Below are 23,265 nucleotides of genomic sequence, written 5' to 3'. Positions count from 1 at the left end.
CCATGAAGTTTCCAAACCGCGCCCTTTCCGCGGCGCTGCTGGCCTTCGTTTGCACGGTTTCCATGACGGCGGCACACGCCAACGTCATCATCGCCGGCACCCGGGTGATCTTTCCTGCCGCCGATGGCGAGGTCACGGTTCGCCTGACCAACCAGAATTCCACGCCTGCCCTGGTCGAAAGCTGGGTCGACAACGGCGATCCCATGTCCACGCCGGACAAGGTGAAGACGCCGTTCCTGATCACCCCGCCGCTGTTCCGCATGGAGCCGAACCGCGACCAGAGCCTGCGCATCCTTTTCACGCACAGTGACCAGCCGCTGCCGACCGATCGCGAGTCGGTGTTCTGGCTCAACGTGCTCGAAGTGCCGCCCAAGCCCTCCAGCCTGGTGACGCAGAACGCGAACACGCTGCAGATGGCGATCCGTTCGCGCCTGAAGCTGTTCTATCGCCCGACCGGCCTGGCCGGCGATCCGGTCAAGGCACCGGGCGAACTGACCTTCAAGTCCAGCGGCGCCGCCATCGTGGTGCACAACCCCACGCCGTACTACGTGACCATCACCGACATCCGCGTGACCGTGGGTGGCGTGGCGCACAAGGTCGACGCCGGCATGGTCGCGCCGATGTCCGACCTCAGCCTGCCCGTGTCCGACCTCAAGCAGGCGCCGGCCGCCGGCAGCGCGATCGACTATCACTGCCTCAATGACTACGGCTCCGACGTGACCTTCAAGGGCTCGGTCGCCGCATGAAGCACCCGCACGCCAACGCCCAGCGACGCACGTCCTGGCCGGTGGCGTGCCATCGTGCGTTGCTGAGCGCGGCCATTGCGGCCACGCTGGCCAGCGTAACGTTCTCCGCCTATGCGCTGCCCGCTTCCGGCGCCGATCCGTCGGCCAGCCCGGGCGGCGCCGATCCGGGCAGCAGCGGCGGCTATGCCGACTTCGACCGCAGCATGCTGTCCGGCTCCGGCCAGAACACCACCGACCTGTCGCGCTTCGAGCACGGCAACCCGGTGCTGCCAGGCGAGTACAACAGCGACGTCTATCTCAATGGCGTGTGGGTGGGCCGCCGTGCCGTGCGCTTCGTGGCGCCGTCGGCAAACGCCAATGCACTGCCCTGCCTCGATCGCAAGATGCTCGATCAGTTCGGCCTGCATCCGAAGATGGCTGACGACGTGGCCAAGCGCATGGACGATCCGTCGGCCTGCGTCTCCATCGGCGAGCTGATCCCCGATGCGAAGATGAACTTCGACATGACCCAGCTGCGCCTCGACGTTAGCGTGCCACAGGCCTATATGGGCCTGATGCCGCGCGGTTACGTGGCGCCCGAATACTGGGATGCCGGCGTGCCGGCAGGCCTGCTGAACTACAACTTCAACAGCTTCCACAGCAGCAGCCAGGGCGTCAGCCAGACCAGCTCGTACCTGGGCGTGAACACCGGCGTGAACATCGGTCTGTGGCATCTGCGCGAGCAGGGCACCATGACCTGGACGTCCGCTTCGTCCAACAGCCCGTCGCGCAGCCATTGGCAGAACATCCAGACCTACCTGCAGCGCGACCTGCCGTCGCTGCGCTCGGTGCTGACCGTCGGCGACAGCTACACCGACGGCACCGTGTTCGACAGCTTCGGCATCCGCGGCGTGCAGCTGGCCACCGACGACCGCATGCTGCCGCAGTCGATGCAGGGTTATGCGCCGATGATCCGCGGCATCGCCAACACCAATGCGCTGGTGAGCGTGCGCCAGAACGGCGTGCAGATCTACCAGACCACGGTGGCACCGGGTCCGTTCGTGATCAACGACCTGTACCCGACCGGCTTCGGCGGCAACCTCGATGTGACGGTGACCGAAGCGGACGGCCACAGCACCGCGTTCGTGGTGCCTTACGCCTCGGTCGCGCAGTTGCTGCGTCCCGGCATCACCCGTTACGACGTCGCGGTCGGCCAACTGCGCGTGGCCTCCATCAAGGATCAGCCGGGCGTGATGCAGGCCACGGTGCAGCGCGGCTTCAGCAACCTGCTCACCGGCTATGCCGGCATCGTCGGTTCGCAGGGTTACGGCGCGGCGCTGATCGGCGCCGCCATCGACACCCACTACGGCGCTCTGGCACTGGACGTCACCCAGGCGCAGGCGCATATCCCCGGCTATTCGACGCAGTCGGGCCAGAGCGTGCGCATCACCTACAGCAAGGTGATTCCGTCCACCCAGACCACCTTCTCGGTCGCCGCCTATCGCTATTCCACCGGCGGCTACCTGAGCCTGACCGATGCCGAACAGGCGCGCGACTACGCCAGCCGCGGCCTCGATGCGTTCGGCACCACGCTGACGCCGACGGTCAACACCATCGACGGCGTGCCGGTGTCGAGCGTGCTCACGCCCCAGCAGCAGGCGGCACTGAACGGTTCGCCGTTCAACGTCGGCTCGTTGCTCACGGTGACCGGCGTGCAGCGCCAGCGCAGCAATTTCACGCTGTCGATGAGCCAGCCGCTGGGCGATAACGGCGGCTCCATCTATGCCAACGCCTCGGTGCGCGACTACTGGAACCGCAGCAGCACGGATACGCAGTTCCAGCTCGGCTACAGCAACCACATCCGTCGCCTGAGCTACAACGTCTCGGCGAACCGCTCGGTGGATGCCACGGGTCGCTACGACAACCAGTTCTTCGTCAACTTCACCCTGCCGCTGGGCAGCACGGCGCATTCGCCGACGATGACGCTGAACCTCTCGCACGACGACCAGACCGGCTCGCAGGAACAGGCGATGCTGAGCGGCACGCTGGGCGCGGACAACCAGTTCAACTACGGCGCCACCGCCTCGCACGCTTCCGGTGGCGAAACCGGCAGCGGCAGCAGCAACGCGGGATCGCTCAGCGCCGGCTACCGCAGCCCGTTCGCGGTGTTCAGCGCCACCTACGGCAAGGGCAGCGGTTACTCGCAGGCCTCGCTGGGTATGAGCGGTTCGGTGGTTGCGCATCCGGGCGGCATCACCTTCGGCCAGCCGATCAGCGATACCGTGGGTATCGTCTACGTGCCGGGCGCCGCCGGTGCACGCGTCAACAGCAGCGGCGGCGTGAAGATCGACCGCTTCGGTTACGCCATCGTGCCGTACCTGACGCCGTATGCACTGAACTCCGTGCAGGTCGACCCCAAGGGCCTGCCGATGGACGTTCAGCTCGACTCCACCAGCGCCCAGGTGGCGCCCTATGCCGGCGCGGTGGTGATGATGAAGTTCAAGACGCAGAACGGCCGCACCGTCCTCATTCGTTCGCAGCTGGACAATGGCGACGCGCTGCCGTTCGGCGCCGAAGTGTTCAACGAGAAGAATGTCGTGCTCGGCGTGGTCGGTCAGGCCAGCCAGATCCTGGTGCGCGGCGTCGATCCGACCGGCAAGCTCAGCGTGCGCTGGCACGATGACGACGGCGAGGCACAATCGTGCTCGTTCTACTACGAGCTGCCGCCGCCGTCGAAAGACAAGTCGGCGAAGGCGCTTCAGCAGATCTCGGCAACCTGCACGCGCAGCAACGCCGTCGCACAGGCAACAAGGAGTGGCTCATGAAGGTTGGCTCGGCTTTGCGCAAGCGCTATGCGCAGCTTTTCGGACTGCTGATGCTGGTGCTCGTGGCGACCGGCTGGGCGCCGATGGCGCAGGCGGCACCGAACTGCCAGGCCAGCTCGGCCACGCTCAGCATGCCCACCACCATCGTGGTTCAACCCGACGGCCCGGTGGGCCCGATTGACGGTACGACGGGCACGGCCACCATCATCTTCAACTGCTCGGGCCTACCCGCCTCCAAGGCCGCCAACGACTACACCGCGACCATCCAGGCCGGTCAGACCCTGGCCACGCTGGACAGCACCAACAATACCAGCGGCCCCGGCATCACCTTTGCCACCAGCATCAACGGCCTGGCCGTGCTGGTCACGGCTTTGCCGGTGCAGGCCACCAGCAGATCCTGTCTCGCCTGTGGCCCCACCAGCACGGCGGGCTATGTGCCCGGAGCGGTGACGGCGCCTTCAAGCGCAGCGGTGGGCTCGTACTCCGGGACCGTCACGGCCAGTTACACCGCCCAGCTCATCAAGACAAAAGCAACGACGATCGCCGCCGGCACCATCAAGCAGACCAACCTGATTCCGTACTGGTGGTACATCTCCGGCGGCAGCGTGAACTCGACCAGCCAAAGCCTCGGCGCGACGCTGGTCCTGCCCGCCATCACCATCACCCTGCCCACGTGCACGATAACGGCCGGTAACAACCAGACCGTGACGTTGCCGACCGTCGATACGTCTCAGCTGGCTGCGGCCGGAAAAACCGCCGGCATGACGCCTTTCAGCATCGCGGTCACCGGTTGCCCGGATGGCGTCGACATCGCCTCCAACGTGTTTAATAACGGAACCGTCAGCAACACGACCGGCAATCTCACCAACACCATCACAGGCAATGGCGGCGCGAAGAACGTGCAAGTGCAGTTGCTCAACGGTCCGGGCAGCAGTCTCTCGGGCGCCCTCAATCTCAGCAAGACATCGTCGGCCGCGGCGCAGAATTCGGGTACGTTCGATGTGGTCAACAATGCCGTGACGTTGAACTACTACGCGCAGTACTACGCGGCGGCAGCGGTCACGGCGGGTGCCGTTTCGGTGAGCATCAAATACAACATCACCTACCAGTAATCATTCACTCGTAGGTACGCGTAACGATCTGCGTCTGCTCGCTGCTCGCGTAGCCCGCGAAGTAAGCGAGCAGGCGATCATGACTGGCTTCGCTCTCAAGTGAAGCCACATCCTGTCGATAACTGGAAGTAGGCAGCGACGCTTGTCCCGCCGGCATGGCGCAATGCTGATAACCGCGTTGCGGGAAAACTCCGGCCACATCGGCCGTGTTGCAGGTGGGTACCACGATCGCACCCACGAACGTGATGGTGCCGGTCCCTGCCGCATGTGCCAACGGCACACCCAATGACGCGGCGACAACGCAGCTCACCCAGGTCTTGCGAATCCAGCCCTTCATAAATGCCCCTTCCCGCACCCCCTTTTTGGGGATACCTGATGGGATCTATCGGCGTGGGCCCCTTGCGCTTGATATCGGAAACCCGGGCAGGTCTTCGCAACGTGAACTGTGTCACGTTTTTGACGGGTGTCGGAAAGGCGACCCGTGGAACAGGGGCTGGGAGCCGGCGCAGGGCAACGCCGGGCTGATCCCGTTAGCGGCCGGTCTCAGCCGAACTTGAGCGCCTTGGTGGGCAACGGTTTAACCACCGTTGCGCGATTCAACGCGAAGAAATGTATTTCTCGCGGCGGATGTGCATCACCGGCAGGCCGAAATCCTTCAGGGCGGCAAAGGCCGCATCGACCATGTTCGGGTTGCCGCACAGGTAGGCGATGTCCCGCTCGGCGCTAGGCGCCAGCTCGGCCAGCACGTTCTGCACATGGCCCGGACGGTCGTGCGGACGCGGGACGTCACGCGGCTGGCGGCTGAGGCAGCCGTGGAAGGTGAAGCCGGGGTTCGCCTGGGCGAAAGCCTCGAATTCCTCGCCGTACAGCAGCTCGGTTTCGTTGCGCGCACCGTACAGCAGCACCACTTCGCGGCCCTGCTTCACCAGCTCGCCGATCTTGGGAAGCATGGCGCGATACGGGGTGACGCCCGTGCCGGTGGCCAGTAGCAGGTAGCGGCCGTTGCTGTCGCCCGGCTGCAGGCAGAAGCGGCCGTAGGGGCCGCTGGCGCTGATTTCGCCGCCGATCGGCAGCTCGCCCAGCAGCTTGGTGGCGGCGCCGCCTTCCACGTAGCTCACGGCAATCTCGATGCGCTGCACCGGCGAGGAGCCGTCGCCCACCGTTCCTACCGAATAGCTGCGCTTGGTGGCGGTGCCGTCCTCGTAGTGGAAGTGGATCTGCAGGAACTGCCCCGGCGTAAAGGCCAGCGGCTGGCCGTCGGCCCGCTCGAAGGCCATGTGGCGGACAGTGGGCGCCAGCATGGTGCTGTCGACGAGTCGGAGCTGAAAATGATCGGCCATCGGTCTTCCGGGGGAACTTGAGAGATCGCCGCTCCCAAGGGAGTGGCGAGTGAGATCGCCGCTCCGAAGGGGAGCGCCGGGGCAAGCCACGTATAATAGAAGGCTGGCCCCTTCGGTGCAGCCCATGTCCCCCTCTTCAACACCCGCGCTGGTCGTCGAAAACCTGCGCAAGACCTATAACAATGGCGTCGAAGCCCTCAAAGGCATCAGTCTCACGGTCCAGCCCGGCGATTTCTTCGCCCTGCTCGGCCCCAACGGCGCCGGCAAATCCACCCTGATCGGCATTCTTTCCTCGTTGGTCAACGCCACCAGCGGCGACGCGCACGTGTTCGGCGTGTCGGTCAACAAGCAGCGCGGCAAGGCCATGCAGCTGATTGGCCTGGTGCCGCAGGAAATCAACTTCAACCAGTTCGAGAAGCCGTTCGACATCTGCGTGAACGAGGCCGGCTTCTACGGCATCCCGCGCAAGATCGCGATCGAGCGCGCCGAGAAGTATTTGAAGGAACTGCGGCTCTGGGACAAGGCGCACCATCAGGCGCGCATGCTCTCCGGCGGCATGAAGCGTCGCCTGATGATCGCCCGCGCGATGATGAACGAGCCCAAGCTGCTGATCCTCGACGAGCCCACGGCGGGCGTGGACATCGAGATTCGTCGTTCCATGTGGCAGTTCGTCAGCGGCATCAACGCGGCCGGCACCACGGTGATCCTCACCACCCACTATCTGGAAGAAGCGGAAACGCTTTGCCGCAACATCGCCATCATCGACCACGGCACCATCGTGGAAAACACCTCGATGAAGCGCCTGCTGGCCTCGCTCGACGTGGAAACCTTCGTGCTGGACGTGAACAACGTGCCGACCGACCTGCCGGTGATCCCCGGCATTTCGCTGCGTCGCCTGGACGAGCACACCATGGAAGCGGAGATGTCCCGCTCGCACGACCTCAACTCGCTGTTTGCGGGCCTGAGCGAACGCGGCATGACGGTGACCTCGATGCGCAACAAGACCAACCGACTGGAAGAACTGTTCGTGCGCCTTGTCGAGAACGGCCGGAAAGACACCACGGAGAAGGCCGCATGAACGGCACGGGCAACCTCGTTGCACTCAATACCATCGTCCGCCGCGAAATCATGCGCATCATGCGCATCTGGACGCAGACGCTGATCCCGCCCGCCATCACGATGACGCTGTACTTCGTCATCTTCGGCAAGCTGATCGGCAGCCGCATCGGCCAGATGCATGGCTTCACCTATATGCAGTACATCGTGCCCGGCCTGGTCATGATGAGCATCATCACCAACAGCTACGGCAACATCTCCAGCTCGTTCTTCGGCGCCAAGTTCAGCCGCGCCGTGGAAGAAATGCTGGTGTCGCCGATGCCGAACTGGGTGATCCTGCTGGGTTACGTCACCGGCGCGGTGGCCCGCGGCCTGGTGGTCGGCGCGCTGGTGCTGCTGATCGCGCTGTTCTTCACCGACCTGCACGTGGCCCACCCGATCATCACCTTCCTCTCGGTGCTGCTGGGCGCCACGGTGTTTTCGCTGGCCGGCTTCGTCAACGCGGTGTTCGCCAAGAAGTTCGACGACATCGCGCTGGTGCCCACCTTCGTGCTCACCCCGCTCACCTATCTCGGCGGCGTGTTCTATTCGGTGGACCTGCTGGGCGAACCGTGGCGCAGCATCTCGATGGTCAATCCGATCTTGTACATGGTCAACGCGTTCCGCTTCGGCGTGCTCGGCGTCAGCGACGTGCAGATCGGCGTGGCGTTCGCGGTGATGCTGGTGTTCGTGGTGGGCCTGACGGCCGTGGCGCTGCACCTGCTCAAGCGCGGCATCGGCCTGCGTTCGTAAGAACGAAAACCCTGTAGGAGCGCACCCTGTGCGCGACCGCAGAACTGCGTTGCACTGCTTCGCCTGGTTGTCGCGCACAGGGTGCGCTCCTACAAAAGAACCAAAGATCCATCCATGCGCGTCAACAAATACATCAGCGAGGCCGGCATCTGCTCCCGCCGCGAGGCGGACGAGCTGCTGCTGGCCGGCCGCGTCACCATCAACGGTGAAGTCGTCAGCACCGGCGCCAAGGCGCTGGAGGGCGACGAGGTGCGCGTGGACGGCGAGATCGTCAAGGCCCGCGTGCTGGCGGCGACGCCCGCGGCCAAGCGTGCCGTGTACATCGCATTGAACAAGCCGGTGGGCGTCACCTGCACCACCGATCAGACGGTGAAGGACAACATCGTCGGTTTCGTCGACCACCAGGAACGCATCTTCCCGATCGGCCGCCTGGACAAGGATTCGGAAGGCCTGATCCTGCTCACCAGCAACGGCGACATCGTCAACGAGATCCTGCGCGCGGAGAACAACCACGAGAAGGAATATCTCGTGGCGGTGAACAAGGCGGTGACGGACGATTTCCTCAAGGGCATGGCGCGCGGCGTGCGCATCCACGGCCAGATGACCAAGCCGTGCAAGGTACGCAAGATCGCCAAGTTCGGCTTCGCCATCATTCTTACGCAGGGGTTGAATCGACAGATTCGCCTGATGGCGGCGGAATTCGGTTATCGCGTGACGCAGCTGCGGCGGGTGCGCGTGATCAACGTGAAGCTGGGACACTTGAAGGTGGGGCAGTGGCGCAACCTGACCGAGGCGGAATTGAAGGGGTTGTTGCCGGGGCGCACGCAGTGGTGAGCGTTCCCGCTCGCTGAGCATCTGTGAAGGCGAGGTTCTCTTCGCGATGTATTCGCGCATGCTGCGAAGCAGCAAACGGCCGACACATGTACCACCGGATCGCAAAACGCTTCCATCGCACACGCAACATCACCCAAAGCTCGACATCATCCCCAACCTGATGCATACGTATTCACTTCAATAAACCGGCACTGCCAGCGCAGAATCGCCGGACTCTGGATTGGGGAGAGGCAATGAATCTGAATTCGACACCGGCGGCGAAGAGTGCCGTCGATGACCTTGGTCAGCACGCCACCGCGCGTGTGGTGCTGATCGCAGCCGCTGCGGCGCTTGGCGGCTTCCTGTTTGGCTTCGATACCGCCGTGATCAACGGCGCGGTCGATGCCGTGCGCGGCAACTTCGGGCTCGACGCCGCGCACATCGGTTTCGCCGTGTCGTGCGCGCTGCTCGGCTCCGCTGCCGGCGCCTGGTATGCCGGTCCGCTGGCGGATCGCGTTGGCCGTGTGCGCGCGATGCAGGTGGCCGCGGTACTGCTCGCGCTGAGTGCGCTGGGTTCGGGCCTGGTCACTGGCGTCGGCAGCCTGGTGTTCTGGCGCCTGGTGGGTGGCGTGGGCGTGGGCGTGGCTTCGGTGATCGCACCGACCTATATCGCGGAAATCTCGCCCGCCGCCGTGCGCGGCCGGCTCGGCTCGCTGCAGCAGCTGGCCATCGTGCTCGGCATCTTTGCCGCCTTGCTCAGCGATGCGTGGCTGGCGAGCACCGCTGGCGGCGCTTCGCACAAGTTGTGGTTCAACCTGGACGCATGGCGCTGGATGTTCCTGGTCGCCGTGGTGCCCGCGCTGATCTACGGCTCGCTGGTACTCGGCGTGCCCGAGTCGCCGCGTCACCTGGTGGCCAAGGGTCGCCTGGCCGAAGCGAAGGACGTCCTGCGCCAGGTGCTGGCGATGCACAACGACGCCGCGCTGGATGCCAAGGTGAAGGACATCCAGGAGAGCCTGCATTCGGAATACCGTCCCACCCTGAAGGACCTGCGCGGTCCGCGCCTGGGCCTGCTGCCGGTGGTGTGGATCGGCATCCTGCTGTCGGTGTTCCAGCAGTTCGTGGGCATCAACGTCATCTTCTATTACTCGTCCACGCTGTGGCATTCGGTGGGTTTCAGCGAAGCCGATTCGTTCTCCATCACGGTGGCGACCTCGGTGGTCAACGTGCTGGTGACCCTGGTAGCGATCGCGCTGGTCGATCGCATCGGCCGCAAGCCGCTGCTGGTGATCGGCTCGGCCGGCATGGTCGTCACGCTGGGCGCGATGGCCTGGTGCTTTTCGCAGGCCACCGGAAGCGGCGCGAGCCTGAGCCTGCCCGCGCCGTGGAACATGGTGGCGCTGGTGGCCGCCAACGCCTACGTGGTGTTCTTCGGCCTCAGCTGGGGCCCGATGGTGTGGGTGCTGCTGGGCGAAATGTTCCCCAACCGAATCCGCGCGATCGCGCTGGCCGTGGCCGCCGCCGCGCAGTGGCTGGCCAACTTCGCCATCACCAGCACCTTCCCGGCGCTGGCCGAAATGGGCCTCGCCTTCGCCTACGGCCTGTACGCGGCTTTCGCCCTGATTTCGCTGATCTTCGTGCTGAAGGCCGTGCGCGAGACCAAGGGCATCGAGTTGGAAGACATGCAGGGCTAAGGTTTTCCTGCGCCATGGTCGCTGAGATGCGATCATGGCGCATGACTGATTTCCGCACGCTCCCACTCAAGCCCGCGCTGCTCGCCAGCGTGGAAACCCTCGGTTTCACCGAGATGACGCCAGTGCAGGCCCAGAGCCTGCCGCCGATCCTGCAGGGGCGCGACGTGATCGCGCAGGCCCGTACCGGCAGCGGCAAGACCGCGGCCTTCGGCCTTGGCCTGCTGCAGCAGATCGATGTGGACACCATTCGCCTGCAGGCGCTGGTGCTCTGCCCCACGCGCGAGCTGGCCGATCAGGTGAGCAAGGCGATCCGCAAGCTGGCGGCCAATATTCCCAATGTGAAGCTGCTCACGCTGTGCGGCGGCATGCCGCTGGGGCCGCAGCTGGCCTCGCTCACGCACGATCCGCACATCGTGGTGGGCACGCCGGGGCGCATCCAGGAACACCTGAAGCGCGCCAGCCTGCACGGCGGCGGCATCAAGGTGCTGGTGCTGGACGAAGCCGACCGCATGCTCGACATGGGTTTCAGCGAGGCCATCGACGACATCGTGGGACGCATCGCCAAGCATCATCAGACCCTGCTGTTCTCGGCCACCTATGCTGAGGAAATCCGCCAGGTTAGCAAGCGCGTGCAGCGCGATCCGGTGGAGGTGACGATCGAAACGCCGCACGAGGAAACCACCATCGAGCAGCGTTTCCACGAAGTGGAGCCGGCGCAGAAGCTGGACGCGCTCGCGCAACTGCTTGGCAAGGAACATGCGCAGCACGCGCTGGTGTTCTGCAACATGCGCAAGGACGTGGACGCCGTCGCCGACGAACTCGACAAGCGCGGCTTCTCGGCGCTCGCCCTGCACGGCGACATGGAACAGCGCGACCGCGACGAAGTGCTGGTGCAGTTCGCCAATCGTAGTTGCTCGGTGCTGGTGGCTACCGACGTGGCGGCGCGCGGCCTCGACATCGCGGCCCTGCCGCTGGTGGTGAGTTTTGACATCGCCCACGATCCGGACACGCACACGCATCGCGTGGGCCGCACGGGTCGCGCCGGCGAAGACGGCCTCGCCGTCACGCTGGTCACGCCGCGCGAGCGCCCCAAGGCGATCAACATCGAAGAGCAGCTGGGCCAGCCGCTGCCGTGGCATCCGCTGAAGGTGGCGCCGCCGCGCGGCAAGCAGCTCAACCTCGCGCCGATGAAGACGCTGGTGATCGATGCCGGGCGCCAGGACAAGTTGCGCCCCGGCGACATCCTCGGCGCGCTCACCGGCGATGCGGGGCTCGATGCCAAGGACATCGGCAAGATCGATGTGTTCGCCACGCGCGCCTATGTCGCCATCCGCCGGGATCTTGCGAACAAGGCGCTGGAGCGGCTGCGCGCCGGCAAGATCAAGGGACGCAATTTCCGGGTACGCTCGCTGCACTGACGATCCGCGCTGCCCGCCGCAAAGGATTCCGCTTCGATGATTCGCCGCTATTGCTTGGCGCTCGCCCTGGGTGCCCTCGCCTGCTCCGCCGCCCATGCGGCCACGCCGGTCTATGGCTATCACGTCGTGCACGTCTATCCGCACGACACCTCGGCCTATACGGAAGGCCTGTTCTACAAGGACGGCTATCTCTACGAAAGCACCGGCGAGGCGGGCGAGTCGACCGTGCGCAAGGTGGAGCTGCAGACCGGCAAGGTGGTGCAGCGCCACGATGTGCCGGACGCGTATTTCGGCGAAGGCATCATCGACTGGAAGCAGCAGCTGATCCAGCTCACCTGGAAAAACCAGATGGGTTTCGTCTACGACCTGGCCAGCTTCAAGCAGCTGCGCACGTTCAATTATCCCGGCGAAGGCTGGGCGCTCACGCGCGACAGCAAGCACATCTACATGAGCGACGGCTCGCCGGTGCTGCGCATTCTCGACCCGGACACGCTCACCGCGACCGGCAGCATCATGGTCACCGACAACGGCGAACCGGTGGCCAACCTCAACGAGCTGGAATGGGTGAAGGGCGAGATCTACGCCAACGTGTGGATGACCAATCGCATCGCACGCATCGATCCGGCCACGGGCCACGTGACGGGCTGGATCGACCTCAGCGGCCTGCTCGACGTGAGCCGCCTGCCCGATCCGGGCAACGATGTGCTCAACGGCATCGCCTATGACGAACAGCACGATCGGCTGTTCGTCACCGGCAAGCGCTGGCCCAAGCTGTTCGAGATCACGCTGGTCAAGCCGTAATTCCCTGCAGGGTTCTGCGGGACGGCGCTGCCGATGTAGAGTGCGGGGCTGACCACTGGGAGACCCTCATGCGCCTTGCCCCGTCGCTGCTGCCGCTTGCGTTGTGCCTTGCCCTCTCCACCGCCTATGCCGGCGATGCGCCGCCACAGCAGCGCGAGCAATCCTCGCTGCTGGCCCTGTCCACCGCGCCCAGCGAAGCGGCACTGCACGCCACCATCGCCAAGCTGGTGAGCTTCGGCACGCGCCACACGCTGTCCGACACCAAGTCGGACAAGCGCGGCATCGGTGCCGCGCGGCGCTGGGTGAAGTCGCAGTTCGAAGACATCTCCAAAGCCTGCGGCGGTTGCATCGAAGTGGTGACACCGTCGCAGATGTTCACCGGCAAGCGCGTGCCGCAATCCACCGAAGTGATGGACGTGGTGGCGATCAAGCGCGGCAAGGGCGATCCCAAGCGGGTGATCGTGATGACCGGCCACCTCGATTCGCGCGTCACCGACGTGATGAATGCCACCTCCGATGCACCGGGTGCCAACGACGACGCCTCCGGCGTTGCCGCGCTGATGGAAGCGGCGCGCCTGCTGTCCAAGGAAGACAACGACGCCACCTTGGTGTTCGCCGCGCTCTCGGGCGAGGAGCAGGGCCTGTATGGCGGCAAGGTGCTGGCCGACTATGCGGTGGCGCAAGGCTGGAACGTGCAGGCCGACCTCAACAACGACATCGTCGGCAACAGCCACGGCCTGAACGGCGTGCTGGACAACACCACGGTGCGCATCTTCTCCGAAGGCACCAAGAGCAATGAAACGCCGGAACAGGCGAAGTACCGCGCCTATCACGGCGGCGAAGTGGATTCGCCCTCGCGCAACGTCGCCCGCTACATGGAGCAGATCGCCTCCACGTATCTGCCCGACCTGCGCGTGCACATGGTCTATCGCACCGACCGCTACAGCCGCGGCGGCGACCAGGTGCCGTTCCTGGAAGCGGGCTATCCCGGCGTCCGCGTGACCGAAGGTCATGAGGATTACACGCGCCAGCACCAGGATCTGCGCACGGAGAAGGGCATCAAATACGGCGACACCATCGACGGTGTCGACTTCCGCTATCTCGCCCGCGTCACCGCCCTCAATACGGTTACCATGGCGGCGCTGAGCCGCGCCCCCTCCCCGCCGTCCGGCGTGAGCATCGAAGGCGCGCTGGCCAGCGACACCACCGTGCACTGGAAGAAGGTGCCGGGCGCCGCGGGCTACATCGTGCATTGGCGCGACACCACCGCACCGCAGTGGCAGTACAGCCGCGCCGTGGGTGACAGCGACCAGGCGGTGATCAAGGACGTGGTGATCGACGACTGGTTCTTCGGTGTCTCGGCCGTCTCGGCCGATGGCTACGAGAGCCCGGTGGTGTTCCCGGGCGACGCCGGCAGCTTCGAACGGTCGCCTGCTCCGAAGTCGCCTTAAGCAGGGAACATTCCCAGAGCGCAAAAGCTTACGAGGCGATAAGATCGCAGCGCCGCGGGCTCAAGGGCCCGCGGTCGCATCGAGAGGGATGCGTATCAACGGACGATACCAGGGGAATTCCTATGCTTCGCAAGACGCTCCTGCCGGCGATGGCTTTGCTGGCCGCTTTTGTTCTTTCCGCACCGATCGCGGCGATGGCCGACGAGAGTGGCTCGCACACCTCCGCCGAAGCGTTCGTCGCTTCGCTGCACCCGGTCACCGGCGAGGTCTCCCTTCCCGGCGCGCAGGCCACGTTGAAGCTGGCCCATGGCTACAGTTTTCTTTCCGCTGCCGATGCGCAGCGCGTGCTTACCCAGGCCTGGGGCAATCCGCCCGACACCAGCGTGCTGGGCATGATCATTCCCAGCACCGATGCGCATGCCGTACTCGACGAGAAAACCTGGGCGGTGGTGGTCACCTTCGTCGATGAAGGCTATGTATCCGACAAGGATGCCGCCAAGATCGATTACGACGACATGCTCAAGGACCTGAAGAAGGGCACCGACGAGGGCAATGCCGAGCGCCTCAAGGAAGGCTATCCCGCCATCGAACTGGTGGGCTGGGCCGAGCCGCCGCACTACGACGAAGCGACGCACAAGCTTTACTGGGCGCGCGACCTGAAGTTCAAGAAAGCCGACGGCAGCCCCGACGGGCAGTCGCTGAACTATGCGATCCGCGTGCTCGGCCGCAAGGGCTATCTCTCGCTCAATGCGGTGGCGCCGATCGACCAGCTGGCCCAGGTTCGCGCGGAAATGCCCGACGTGGTGGCCATGGCCGAGTTCAATCCGGGCGAGCGGTATGCCGACTACAACGCGAGTACCGACAAAGCCGCGGCTTACGGCATCGCCGCTCTGGTGGCCGGCGGTATCGCGGCCAAGGCCGGGCTGTTCGCCAAGCTGGGCATCATGCTGCTGGCGTTTAAGAAGGTTGTGGTGATCGGCATTGCCGCCATCGGCGGTCTGTTCGCCAAGCTCTTCAAGAAAAAACAGGCTTGATGCATTCGCGATGCTGCGCTGCCGATGGGTGGCGTGGCATCTGCCGCTCTTTTGCGGGAGCGCACTTGTGCGCGACGGCAGCGTTCCGCTTCGTCAGGTTGTCGCGCACACGTGCGCTCCCACAGAGGGCACGACGGGACGATCAGCCACCGCTCTCCCACGGCACGCCGAGCGCGATCAAGCGGCGCAATCCGTCATCGCTGGGCTGCAGCGCGCGGCTGGTGGCTCGGCGACGCAGCCAACCTGCGTCGAGCAAGGCATCGGTCAGCGATACACCGAGCGGGCCGCCCAGATGCAGGCGGCGTTCTGTCCAATCCAGGCAGCCGCGACCCGCCAGCGGCAACAACGTCTCCACGCGCGCGGCATCGAGACCGGCCTGCACCAACGCCTGTGCACCGTGCTCCTGCAGACGCATGCCCTCGCTCGCTGCAAGCACGTAGCCCTGCTGCAGCAGCGCATCGCACAAACCTACGCCGAGTCGGCCCGCCAGATGGCGGTAACACGTGCGCGCCGTGCGCAGCGGACGATCGCCGCCCGTGGGATCGGGTAGCACCGGCCGGCCGCGCGGCGCCGCCAGCGTTTCGATCATGCCCGCAACGTCATCGTCAGCAAGACGGTAGTAACGATGGCGTCCCTGTTCGTGCACGGCCAGCAGGCCGCCTTCCAGCAGGCGCTTGAGGTGCGCGCTGGCGGTGGCCGCACCCACGCCCGCCGCACGCGCCAGCTCGCCGGCGGGCCGCGCTGTGCCGTCGATCAACGCCAGCAACATGGCGGCGCGTGCCGGCTCGGCGAGCAGCGCGCCGATCTCGGCCAGCTGGTAACGGCTTGGAGAGACCGCATCGTTCATGCGCCGAGTCTAACGCGGCCGATTCGCCGAACACTTCGTGCCGCGACGAAACGTACGGCGAGCCTCGATCCGGGATGGCGTTTTAAGCGGAAGTTTGATTCCGTCCGCGATGTTCCTGCCGCAAACACCGATGCTAGGATCACGGCTCATCGTCGTTCGGTTGGATCGCGGTCGAGCATGCGCATTCTTGTCACGGGCAGTTCGGGGCACCTGGGGGAAGCGCTGGCGCGCGCCTCGCTGGAGCTCGGTCACGAGGTGATCGGTGTGGACGTGGCCGAAGGGCGTTACACCAACCGCCTCGGCTCGATCTGCGATCGCGCTTTCGTGCGCCGCTGCATGGCTGGCGTGGGCACCGTGTACCACCCGGCCACGCTGCACAAGCCGCACCTCGCCACGCATAGCCGGCAGGACTTCCTCGACGTCAACCTCACCGGCACCTTGAACCTGCTGGAGGAGGCCGTCGCCAGCGGCGTGGATTCGTTCGTGTACACCAGCACCACCAGCGTGTTCGGCGACGCACTGAGTCCGCCGGCGGGCGAACCGGCCGCATGGATCACCGAAGATGTGATGCCCGTGCCCAAGAACATCTACGGCGTCACCAAGGCCGCCGCCGAAGACCTGTGCCAGCTGTTCGCGCGTAACCAGGGGCTGGCCACCATGGTGCTGCGCACCTCGCGCTTCTTTCCCGAGGAAGACGACGACCGCTCGGTGCGCGGGCGTTACAGCGACGACAACCTCAAGACCAACGAGTACCTGCATCGCCGCGTCGACATCGAAGACGTGGTGGGCGCGCACCTGCTGGCGGCACGACGCGCGCCGATGCTTGGCTTCCGCCGCTACATCATCAGCGCGACCACGCCGTTCCTCCCCGAGGATCTGGACGGCCTGCGGGCGCATGCGCCGCTGGTGGTGGGACGGCGCGTGCCCGGTTACGACGCGATCTATGCGCAACACGGCTGGAAAATGGCCCAAGGCATCGACCGTGTGTATGTGAACCAGCGGGCCCGCAACGAACTGGGCTGGACGCCGCGCCACGATTTCGCCGCACTGATCGCACGCCTGGCCACCGGTGAAGACATCCGCAGTCCATTGGCCCGGTTGATCGGCTCCAAGGGTTACCACGCGGAAACCTTCCGCGACGGACCCTACCCGGTCGACGTCTGACGGCTGCCTAGCCGACCACCGCCAGCATCGCGGCGAGCCAGATCGCCAGCACGCCAAAGGCAAACATGCGGCGCGCGGGTCGAATGCGTTCGGCACTGTCTTCGGCCACCGGCGTGGTGATGATCCATGGCACGGAAGCCAGCAGGCCGAAACCGGCGAAGGCCAGCACGATCACCACCAGGTCGACCGCGCGCCAGGGCACCGGCTCGTGGACGCCCCAGTAGCCGAGGAATGCCATGCCCATCGCGCACAGCGTGGCCGATGCAGAACACAACCCGACGACGGAACCTGTTGGCGCGCGCATGGCGGCTGCCCCTCGGTGGAAGACGGTACCCGCAGAGCGTACCGCAGCCGGACGTAGCCAGTCCGTCCGGCTGTCGAAGTGCCATGTCGAAATTGGCCAGCCTGAATCGTCATGAAGATGAGCGCGCCAGAACGGCGCCCGCCATCCACCCCCAGGAGTCGACGATGCCCCTGCCTCACCGCACCCTCCACGCCCTAGCGGGCACCCTGCTGTGCCTGTCCGCCGCCAGCGCCGCCCATGCCGGTTCGGCCACCTACGTAATCGATCCGGCCCATACCTACCCGAGTTTCGAAGCCGACCATCTCGGCGGCCTTTCCACCTGGCGCGGCAAGTTCGACCACACGTCGGGCAAGGTCACGCTGGACAAGGCCGCCGGCACCGGCAGCGTGGACGTCACCGTCGAGATGGCCAGCGCCGACTTCGGCCTGCCCGCCATGAACGACGCCGCCCGCGGCAAGGAGCTGTTCGAGGTGAGCAAGTACCCCACCGCCATCTATCGCGGCCAGTTGGCCGGCTTCGTCAACGGCGCGCCGACCAAGGTCGAGGGTTCGCTCACCCTGCACGGCGTGACGCGTCCGCTTGAGCTTTCAATCAAGAGCTTCAAGTGCATGCCGCATCCGCTCAACAAGCGCGAACTGTGCGGCGCCGATGCCTATGCCGTGTTCAAGCGCGACGACTTCGGCATGGACGCCGGCAAGACCTACGGCTTCAACATGGACGTGACACTGCGCATCCAGGTCGAAGCGCTGATCGACGATGGCAGCGCCGGCAAGGTCGCGCTCGCCTCGCCTGCCCACTGAACACGGGATACCCCCATGTCACTCACGCTCTACATGCATCCGTTGGCTGCGTATTGCCACAAGGCGCTGATCGCGCTGTACGAGAACGACACGCCGTTCCATCCGCACGTGGTGGACCTGATGGACGAAGCGTCGCGCACCGCGTTCTACAAGCTGTGGCCGATCGGCAAATTCCCGGTGCTCAACGACAACGCGCGCGGCTGCCTGGTGCCCGAATCGAGCATCATCATCGAGTACCTCGCGCAACATTACCCGGGCAAGACCGCGCTGATTCCCACCGATGCCGACGACGCGCGCGAAGTGCGCTTCCGCGATCGCTTCTACGACCACTACGTGAGCGAGCCGATGCAGAAGGTGATCACCGACCGCCTGCGCCCCAAGGCCGAGAGCGACACGCTGGGCGTCGCCCAGGCGCGCGACAAGCTGCGCACGGCGCTGGACCTGATCGAACGCGAGTTCGAACGCGACGCCGGCAACCGGCCTTGGGCCGCGGGTGCCCACTTCAGCATGGCCGATTGCGCGGCCGCGCCTGGGCTGTTCTTCATCAACCTGTCGATCTTGCCGCTGGACGATTCCCACCCGCACACGGCGGCCTATCTGCTGCGCCTGATGCAACGGCCGTCGTTCGCCCGGGTGTTGCGCGAAGCGCAGCCGTATATGCACATGGTTCCCCGCGAAACCGTCGACGCCTGATCGTCCGCATCCATCCCATCGAGGTCACCCGCATGCTTGTTGCGCTCATCGTTATCCTGCTGCTTGTCGCGGTCGTGCTGATCCTGGCCGCCATGCGGCCCGATCAATTTCGCATCGAGCGCTCGGCCACCATCCGCGCGCCCGCCGAGCGCATCTTTCCCTTCATCGACGATTTCCACCGCTGGCAGGCCTGGTCGCCCTACGAGAAGAAAGACCCGGCCATGCAACGCACGTTCGACGGGCCGCCGTCGGGTGTGGGCGCGATCTACGCCTGGAACGGCAACAAGGACATCGGCAGCGGCCGCATGGAGATCGGCCAGTCCACGCCGTCGTCGCGCGTGTTCCTGAAGCTGGAGTTCTTCACCCCGTTCAAGGCCAGCAACACCGCCGAATTCGTGTTGACGCCGGAGGGCGATGCCACCCGCGTGAGCTGGGCCATGCAAGGGCGCTCGCCGTTCACGAGCAAGCTGATGGGCCTGGTGTTCAACTTCGACAAGATGGTGGGCAAGGACTTCGAGCAAGGCCTCGCCAATCTGCGCGCCCTGGCCGAGCAACCGGCCTGACGCCCCACCCCCGGATCTTCATCGCAGCGACAGGCAACGGCCCGGGTTCTCCCGGGCCGTTTTCGTTGTGCGGCAGCACACCGTGCTTTTTGGCAAACCCGCCGTCGTTTCGGCAAACCCGCGGGCCGCGTCCGCGCGAACCTATACCTGCCAGCTCAACGACGTATGGCTTGAACGATCCGCCGCTTCCGTCAACCGCCTCACGGTTCCCGCTCCCGGCAGGAGTCATCCATCCCGAAGAAGGCCGCGCTGCCGCCCACGCGACGCCCGCCCAACGATTTGAACCATGAGGACCCCATCATGAAGAACGTACGCTACAGCCTGATCGCCTTCGGCCTGGTGGCCGCCCTGGCCAGCGCCGCCGCCTCGGCCCAGGACGAGCCGATCTATATCCCGGGCCATGGCCGCATCAACCAGGTCGACCAGCGCCTGGCCAACCAGCAGAACCGCATCCAGGCCGGCATTGCCGACGGCCAGATCAACGCCCGGCAGGCCTTCCGCGACGAGCGCCAGGACGCCAACATCGCCGCCCGCGAAACCCGCGACATGGCCGAACACGGCGGTCACCTGACGGCGGCGGAGCAGCAGCACCTCAACCAGTCGCTGAACCACGACAGCAACCGCATCCACTATCAGCGCAACGGCTACTGATCCCTCCGGTCGGCGAGCAGCCAGCGGCCCGGCATGCCCGGGCCGCTGGCCATGGGCGAACCACAACTTCCAGCACTGGCCGGACCCCGCCAGCATGCGAGTATCCGCGTTCACACTCAGCGGGAGCATCGTATGGTCAGCAGGATCCTCGCAGCGGCATGCCTTTGCGCGCTCACCTTCGGCGCGGCCCACGCGGCTGACGCATCCACCGGCAAACCGCAGTACGGCAGCTGGGGCTTCGACGCCGCGGGCGCGGACACCTCGGTGAAGCCGGGCAACGACTTCTTCCGCTACGCCAACGGCACCTGGCTCGACCACACGCCGATTCCCGCCGACAAACCCGCCGTCAGCCTTCGACTGGCGATGACCGACCTCACCGAACAGCGCCTGCACGAGCTGATGGAGGCGGCCGCGCGCAACCCGGCCAGCGACACGGCGATTGCCGGCAAGGTCGGCGCGTTCTATCAGTCGTTCATGGATCAGGCCCACGTCGATGCGCTGGGCGCCAAACCCATCACGCCGCAACTGGACGCCGTGAAACAGGCGACCACGCGCGATGCGCAGGCCGCCTTGATGGGCCGCACAGGCATCGATTTCGAAGGCTCGCTGTTCAACCTCTACTTCGATGTGGACCTGAAGGACACCAACCGCTACGCCGTGTATGTCTCGCAGGCCGGCCTGGGCCTGCCCGATCGCGACTACTACCTCAAGCCCGAATTCGCCAAGCAGAAGGCCGCTTACCAAGCCTATGTGACCAAACTGCTCACCCTGGTCGGTTGGGCGCAGCCGGAAGCGGCGGCGAAGGAGGTGGTGGCCTTCGAGACGGCGATCGCGCAGGCCAGCATCAGCAAGGTCGAGCAACGCGATCCGGTAGCCATGTACAACCCGATGAGCGTGAGCGATCTCGAGAAGCTCGCGCCCGGCTTTGCATGGAACGATTTCCTGAAATCCGCGCAGCTGGGCCAGCTCAAGCATGTGGTGGCGATGGAGAAGACCGCGTTCCCGAGGCTGGCGGCGCTGTATGCCAAGACACCGGTCGGCACCATCCAGGCATGGCAGGCGGCACGCATCGCCGACAATGCCGCGTACTACCTCTCCACGCCGTTCCAGCAGGCGTACTTCGAGCTGCACGAGAAGACGCTGGCCGGCCAGCAACAGATGGAAGCGTCGTGGAAGCGCGGCGTGCACGCGGTGTCCGGCGGCGACTGCGGCACCGGCGAGCGCCTGTACTGCTTCGGCAACCTCGGCTGGGCCGTGGGCCAGCTGTATACCGACAAGTATTTCCCCGCCTCGTCGAAGGCCAAGATCGAAGAGCTCGTGGCCAACCTGAAAGCGGCCTATCGCGTGCGCATCGAGCACCTGGACTGGATGGGTCCGGAGACGCGCAAGGAAGCGCTGAAGAAACTCGACACCTACACCATCAAGGTGGGCTATCCCGATCATCCGCGCGACTATTCGAAGGTGGTCATGCGCAACGACGATCTGGCCGGCAACGTGCTGCGCGCCGCGCAGGCCGACTGGTCGTTCAATGTCGACCGCCTGGACAAGCCGGTCGACCGCAGCGATTGGAGCATGACGCCGCAGACCAACGATGCGTATAACGGTTCGCTGCGCGACATCGTGTTTCCCGCTGCCATCCTGCAGCCGCCGATCTTCGATCCCAACGCCGATCCGGCCATCAACTACGGCGCCATCGGCGGCGTGATCGGCCACGAACTCACCCACGGCTTCGACGACCAAGGCCGCAAGATCGACGCCAGCGGCGCCCTGCGCGACTGGTGGACCGCCGCCGACGCGAAGGCCTTCGACGAACGCGCCAAGAAACTCGGCGCGCAATACGACGCCTTCGAGCCGCTGCCCGGCGTGCACATCAACGGCAACCTCACCATGGGCGAGAACATCGCCGACCTCGGCGGCCTCACCCTGGCGCTCGACGCTTATCACGCCTCGCTGCACGGCAAGCCCGCGCCGGTGATCGACGGTCTCAGCGGCGACCAGCGCGTCTTCATCGGCTGGGCCCAGGCGTGGCGCGGCAAGCTCACCGACGACGCCATCCGCCGCCAGGTCACCAGCGATCCGCATTCGCCGCGCAAGTTCCGCGTGAATGGGCCGGTGCACAACATCGATGGCTGGTATCAGGCGTTTGGGGTGAAGCCGGGGGATGCGTTGTATCTGGATCCGAAGGATCGGGTGAGGATTTGGTGACAGCGGCCAGCGGGCCACTGGCCTGACCTCATCGCGGCCCATACACTCGCACCTTCTTCCGAGGGGGACATGCATGAATGTTCTGTCGCGCGCCAAAGCGGCGTGTATGTGTCTTTGCCTTGCGTCAATGCCGGTGTTCGCCGCAGGCAGGCAGCCCGTTTCCGAGGCCAGCATGTTGGTCAAGGGCAGCATTGTCATCGGCCCGGACGGCAAGGTGGTCAGCTACACGGTCGACCGACCCGAGCGCATTCCTCCCGCGGTGATCGATGTCGTCAAAACGAATGTTCCCCATTGGGTATTCGAGTTCGACGATCAGGTAGCCGAGCCGGTGAAAGAGACCATGAGTATTCGCGTGGTGGCCCGCGCCATCGATGAAACGCATGCCAGGCTGATCGTCGCCGGCGCTTCATTTGCCGACGGCAGCGGCGAATCCACTCGTTACATCCATCGCAAGGCGACGACACCCGTCCGCTACCCTCGCATCTCACTGGCGGATCGGGTGTCGGGCACGGTGTATTTGTTGCTCCAGATCGGACAAGACGGTCACGTGCAACAGGCGTTTGCCGAACAGGTAAACCTTCGGCAGTACTTGGCACAGACCCGAAACGAAATCTATGCACACGACTTGGCCGAGGCGGCGATTGAGGGCACCAAGAATTGGACCTTCGAGCCACCGTCGACCGGTCCGAGTGCGAAGGACAATTCCTGGCTCATCCGAGTTCCGGTCGACTTCACCTTGCATGAAATGGGCACTCCCGACCCTGATGCCTACGGCAAATGGGACGAATACATGCCAGGCGTGGTTCAAAAAGCTCCCTGGATCGGTAACCGCAGGCTGGTATCCGGCCGACCGGACTCACTAGCCCAGAGCATGCTGGAGCAATTGGGCACGGGCCCTCACCTTGCGACATCCCTCGACTCCAATTGAATCTTGCAGTCATGCGCCACCGTGCCCCGAGGGAAAGCTAGTAGCTGGC

22 protein-coding genes are annotated in these 23,265 nt (G+C 65.2%); 18 read left to right on the top strand and 4 right to left on the bottom strand.

The genetic code is table 11. The features are described from left to right. Positions 1 to 2 precede the first annotated feature (2 nt). From ACN9MB_RS02500 to ACN9MB_RS02490, 3 genes are read left to right on the top strand one after another with little or no spacing between them, the layout of a single operon-like run. On the top strand, positions 3 to 746 hold the full coding sequence (locus ACN9MB_RS02500; RefSeq protein WP_426270670.1) for a fimbrial biogenesis chaperone: 744 nt from the start codon (positions 3 to 5) through the stop codon (positions 744 to 746). Next, entirely contained in the window at positions 743 to 3,550 is a 2,808-nt protein-coding gene (locus tag ACN9MB_RS02495) for a fimbria/pilus outer membrane usher protein (RefSeq protein WP_426270669.1), read from the top strand. The genes ACN9MB_RS02500 and ACN9MB_RS02495 overlap by 4 nt, the downstream gene beginning before the upstream one ends. After that, positions 3,547 to 4,662 carry a fimbrial protein gene (locus ACN9MB_RS02490; protein WP_426270668.1) on the top strand — a complete coding sequence of 372 codons (1,116 nt, stop codon included), beginning with the start codon at positions 3,547 to 3,549 and terminating at the stop codon, positions 4,660 to 4,662. The genes ACN9MB_RS02495 and ACN9MB_RS02490 overlap by 4 nt, the downstream gene beginning before the upstream one ends. 4 nt (positions 4,663 to 4,666) lie before the next feature. Here ACN9MB_RS02490 and ACN9MB_RS02485 read toward each other — a convergent pair whose 3' ends face one another. Together ACN9MB_RS02485 and ACN9MB_RS02480 are read right to left on the bottom strand one after the other, a co-directional pair. Next, complete coding sequence (locus tag ACN9MB_RS02485) at positions 4,667 to 4,999, bottom strand: hypothetical protein (protein WP_426270667.1); 333 nt, start codon at positions 4,997 to 4,999, stop codon at positions 4,667 to 4,669. 259 nt (positions 5,000 to 5,258) lie between these two features. Further along, positions 5,259 to 6,002 (bottom strand): FAD-binding oxidoreductase, encoded by a 744-nt coding sequence (locus ACN9MB_RS02480; protein WP_426270666.1) that lies wholly within the window; start codon positions 6,000 to 6,002, stop codon positions 5,259 to 5,261. Positions 6,003 to 6,126: 124 nt separating this feature from the next. On the opposite strand from ACN9MB_RS02480, the gene ACN9MB_RS02475 reads away from it, so the two are divergent. The 8 genes from ACN9MB_RS02475 (at position 6,127) to ACN9MB_RS02440 (ending at position 15,061) form a co-directional block, all read left to right on the top strand. Beyond that, on the top strand, positions 6,127 to 7,080 hold the full coding sequence (locus ACN9MB_RS02475) for an ABC transporter ATP-binding protein (protein WP_426270665.1): 954 nt from the start codon (positions 6,127 to 6,129) through the stop codon (positions 7,078 to 7,080). Continuing rightward, complete coding sequence (locus tag ACN9MB_RS02470; protein WP_204636793.1) at positions 7,077 to 7,850, top strand: ABC transporter permease; 774 nt, start codon at positions 7,077 to 7,079, stop codon at positions 7,848 to 7,850. Before ACN9MB_RS02475 ends, ACN9MB_RS02470 begins: the two co-directional genes overlap by 4 nt. 114 nt (positions 7,851 to 7,964) lie before the next feature. After that, positions 7,965 to 8,684, top strand: a complete 720-nt coding sequence (rluF, locus tag ACN9MB_RS02465) for a 23S rRNA pseudouridine(2604) synthase RluF (RefSeq protein WP_204636794.1) — start codon at positions 7,965 to 7,967, stop codon at positions 8,682 to 8,684. Positions 8,685 to 8,917: 233 nt separating this feature from the next. After that, positions 8,918 to 10,357: a sugar porter family MFS transporter gene (locus ACN9MB_RS02460; RefSeq protein ID WP_204636795.1), complete on the top strand. Its 1,440-nt coding sequence runs from the start codon at positions 8,918 to 8,920 to the stop codon at positions 10,355 to 10,357. Between the two features lie 41 nt (positions 10,358 to 10,398). Further along, on the top strand, positions 10,399 to 11,775 hold the full coding sequence (dbpA, locus tag ACN9MB_RS02455; RefSeq protein WP_426270664.1) for an ATP-dependent RNA helicase DbpA: 1,377 nt from the start codon (positions 10,399 to 10,401) through the stop codon (positions 11,773 to 11,775). A gap of 36 nt (positions 11,776 to 11,811) precedes the next feature. Next, positions 11,812 to 12,576: a glutaminyl-peptide cyclotransferase gene (locus ACN9MB_RS02450; RefSeq protein WP_426270663.1), complete on the top strand. Its 765-nt coding sequence runs from the start codon at positions 11,812 to 11,814 to the stop codon at positions 12,574 to 12,576. Positions 12,577 to 12,644: 68 nt separating this feature from the next. After that, entirely contained in the window at positions 12,645 to 14,027 is a 1,383-nt protein-coding gene (locus ACN9MB_RS02445) for a M28 family metallopeptidase (protein ID WP_426270662.1), read from the top strand. A 122-nt stretch (positions 14,028 to 14,149) separates the two neighbouring features. Next, positions 14,150 to 15,061 carry a DUF2167 domain-containing protein gene (locus ACN9MB_RS02440; RefSeq protein WP_204636801.1) on the top strand — a complete coding sequence of 304 codons (912 nt, stop codon included), beginning with the start codon at positions 14,150 to 14,152 and terminating at the stop codon, positions 15,059 to 15,061. A 142-nt stretch (positions 15,062 to 15,203) separates the two neighbouring features. Here the strand turns inward: ACN9MB_RS02440 and ACN9MB_RS02435 are convergent, their stop codons facing one another. After that, the gene (locus ACN9MB_RS02435) at positions 15,204 to 15,908 is read right to left on the bottom strand and encodes an ArsR/SmtB family transcription factor (RefSeq protein ID WP_426270661.1); all 705 of its coding nucleotides are present in this window, start codon (positions 15,906 to 15,908) and stop codon (positions 15,204 to 15,206) included. A gap of 177 nt (positions 15,909 to 16,085) precedes the next feature. Between ACN9MB_RS02435 and ACN9MB_RS02430 the strand changes: the two genes are divergently transcribed. Further along, the gene (locus tag ACN9MB_RS02430; protein WP_426270660.1) at positions 16,086 to 17,072 is read left to right on the top strand and encodes an NAD-dependent epimerase/dehydratase family protein; all 987 of its coding nucleotides are present in this window, start codon (positions 16,086 to 16,088) and stop codon (positions 17,070 to 17,072) included. Between the two features lie 7 nt (positions 17,073 to 17,079). Here the strand turns inward: ACN9MB_RS02430 and ACN9MB_RS02425 are convergent, their stop codons facing one another. Further along, positions 17,080 to 17,376: a hypothetical protein gene (locus ACN9MB_RS02425; RefSeq protein ID WP_239535895.1), complete on the bottom strand. Its 297-nt coding sequence runs from the start codon at positions 17,374 to 17,376 to the stop codon at positions 17,080 to 17,082. Positions 17,377 to 17,540: 164 nt separating this feature from the next. On the opposite strand from ACN9MB_RS02425, the gene ACN9MB_RS02420 reads away from it, so the two are divergent. From ACN9MB_RS02420 to ACN9MB_RS02395, 6 genes are all read left to right on the top strand, one after another. Continuing rightward, positions 17,541 to 18,176, top strand: a complete 636-nt coding sequence (locus ACN9MB_RS02420; RefSeq protein WP_426270659.1) for a YceI family protein — start codon at positions 17,541 to 17,543, stop codon at positions 18,174 to 18,176. A 15-nt stretch (positions 18,177 to 18,191) separates the two neighbouring features. Then, positions 18,192 to 18,869, top strand: a complete 678-nt coding sequence (locus ACN9MB_RS02415; RefSeq protein ID WP_426270658.1) for a glutathione S-transferase family protein — start codon at positions 18,192 to 18,194, stop codon at positions 18,867 to 18,869. A 32-nt stretch (positions 18,870 to 18,901) separates the two neighbouring features. Beyond that, the gene (locus tag ACN9MB_RS02410; RefSeq protein ID WP_426270657.1) at positions 18,902 to 19,432 is read left to right on the top strand and encodes an SRPBCC family protein; all 531 of its coding nucleotides are present in this window, start codon (positions 18,902 to 18,904) and stop codon (positions 19,430 to 19,432) included. Between the two features lie 300 nt (positions 19,433 to 19,732). Next, positions 19,733 to 20,083, top strand: a complete 351-nt coding sequence (locus ACN9MB_RS02405) for a hypothetical protein (RefSeq protein WP_204636807.1) — start codon at positions 19,733 to 19,735, stop codon at positions 20,081 to 20,083. A 132-nt stretch (positions 20,084 to 20,215) separates the two neighbouring features. Beyond that, positions 20,216 to 22,288 (top strand): M13 family metallopeptidase, encoded by a 2,073-nt coding sequence (locus ACN9MB_RS02400; protein ID WP_426270656.1) that lies wholly within the window; start codon positions 20,216 to 20,218, stop codon positions 22,286 to 22,288. 73 nt (positions 22,289 to 22,361) lie between these two features. Further along, positions 22,362 to 23,216 carry a hypothetical protein gene (locus ACN9MB_RS02395; RefSeq protein WP_426270655.1) on the top strand — a complete coding sequence of 285 codons (855 nt, stop codon included), beginning with the start codon at positions 22,362 to 22,364 and terminating at the stop codon, positions 23,214 to 23,216. The last annotated feature ends 49 nt before the right edge of the window (positions 23,217 to 23,265 follow it).

Origin of the sequence: Dyella kyungheensis, from assembly GCF_049913195.1 — a bacterium.
Lineage (GTDB): Bacteria > Pseudomonadota > Gammaproteobacteria > Xanthomonadales > Rhodanobacteraceae > Dyella > Dyella kyungheensis.
Note: the sequence above shows the minus strand (reverse complement) of the source record. Positions and strands in the feature narration are given on the sequence as shown.

Bases quoted from the DNA above. Each gene is read 5' to 3' on its own strand.
- ACN9MB_RS02500 (WP_426270670.1), top strand. From the start codon at position 3: ATGAAGTTTCCAAACCGCGCCCTTTCCGCGGCGCTGCTGGCCTTCGTT.
- ACN9MB_RS02495 (WP_426270669.1), top strand. From the start codon at position 743: ATGAAGCACCCGCACGCCAACGCCCAGCGACGCACGTCCTGGCCGGTG.
- ACN9MB_RS02490 (WP_426270668.1), top strand. From the start codon at position 3,547: ATGAAGGTTGGCTCGGCTTTGCGCAAGCGCTATGCGCAGCTTTTCGGA.
- ACN9MB_RS02485 (WP_426270667.1), bottom strand. From the start codon at position 4,999: ATGAAGGGCTGGATTCGCAAGACCTGGGTGAGCTGCGTTGTCGCCGCG.
- ACN9MB_RS02480 (WP_426270666.1), bottom strand. From the start codon at position 6,002: ATGGCCGATCATTTTCAGCTCCGACTCGTCGACAGCACCATGCTGGCG.
- ACN9MB_RS02475 (WP_426270665.1), top strand. From the start codon at position 6,127: ATGTCCCCCTCTTCAACACCCGCGCTGGTCGTCGAAAACCTGCGCAAG.
- ACN9MB_RS02470 (WP_204636793.1), top strand. From the start codon at position 7,077: ATGAACGGCACGGGCAACCTCGTTGCACTCAATACCATCGTCCGCCGC.
- rluF (WP_204636794.1), top strand. From the start codon at position 7,965: ATGCGCGTCAACAAATACATCAGCGAGGCCGGCATCTGCTCCCGCCGC.
- ACN9MB_RS02460 (WP_204636795.1), top strand. From the start codon at position 8,918: ATGAATCTGAATTCGACACCGGCGGCGAAGAGTGCCGTCGATGACCTT.
- dbpA (WP_426270664.1), top strand. From the start codon at position 10,399: ATGACTGATTTCCGCACGCTCCCACTCAAGCCCGCGCTGCTCGCCAGC.
- ACN9MB_RS02450 (WP_426270663.1), top strand. From the start codon at position 11,812: ATGATTCGCCGCTATTGCTTGGCGCTCGCCCTGGGTGCCCTCGCCTGC.
- ACN9MB_RS02445 (WP_426270662.1), top strand. From the start codon at position 12,645: ATGCGCCTTGCCCCGTCGCTGCTGCCGCTTGCGTTGTGCCTTGCCCTC.
- ACN9MB_RS02440 (WP_204636801.1), top strand. From the start codon at position 14,150: ATGCTTCGCAAGACGCTCCTGCCGGCGATGGCTTTGCTGGCCGCTTTT.
- ACN9MB_RS02435 (WP_426270661.1), bottom strand. From the start codon at position 15,908: ATGAACGATGCGGTCTCTCCAAGCCGTTACCAGCTGGCCGAGATCGGC.
- ACN9MB_RS02430 (WP_426270660.1), top strand. From the start codon at position 16,086: ATGCGCATTCTTGTCACGGGCAGTTCGGGGCACCTGGGGGAAGCGCTG.
- ACN9MB_RS02425 (WP_239535895.1), bottom strand. From the start codon at position 17,376: ATGCGCGCGCCAACAGGTTCCGTCGTCGGGTTGTGTTCTGCATCGGCC.
- ACN9MB_RS02420 (WP_426270659.1), top strand. From the start codon at position 17,541: ATGCCCCTGCCTCACCGCACCCTCCACGCCCTAGCGGGCACCCTGCTG.
- ACN9MB_RS02415 (WP_426270658.1), top strand. From the start codon at position 18,192: ATGTCACTCACGCTCTACATGCATCCGTTGGCTGCGTATTGCCACAAG.
- ACN9MB_RS02410 (WP_426270657.1), top strand. From the start codon at position 18,902: ATGCTTGTTGCGCTCATCGTTATCCTGCTGCTTGTCGCGGTCGTGCTG.
- ACN9MB_RS02405 (WP_204636807.1), top strand. From the start codon at position 19,733: ATGAAGAACGTACGCTACAGCCTGATCGCCTTCGGCCTGGTGGCCGCC.
- ACN9MB_RS02400 (WP_426270656.1), top strand. From the start codon at position 20,216: ATGGTCAGCAGGATCCTCGCAGCGGCATGCCTTTGCGCGCTCACCTTC.
- ACN9MB_RS02395 (WP_426270655.1), top strand. From the start codon at position 22,362: ATGAATGTTCTGTCGCGCGCCAAAGCGGCGTGTATGTGTCTTTGCCTT.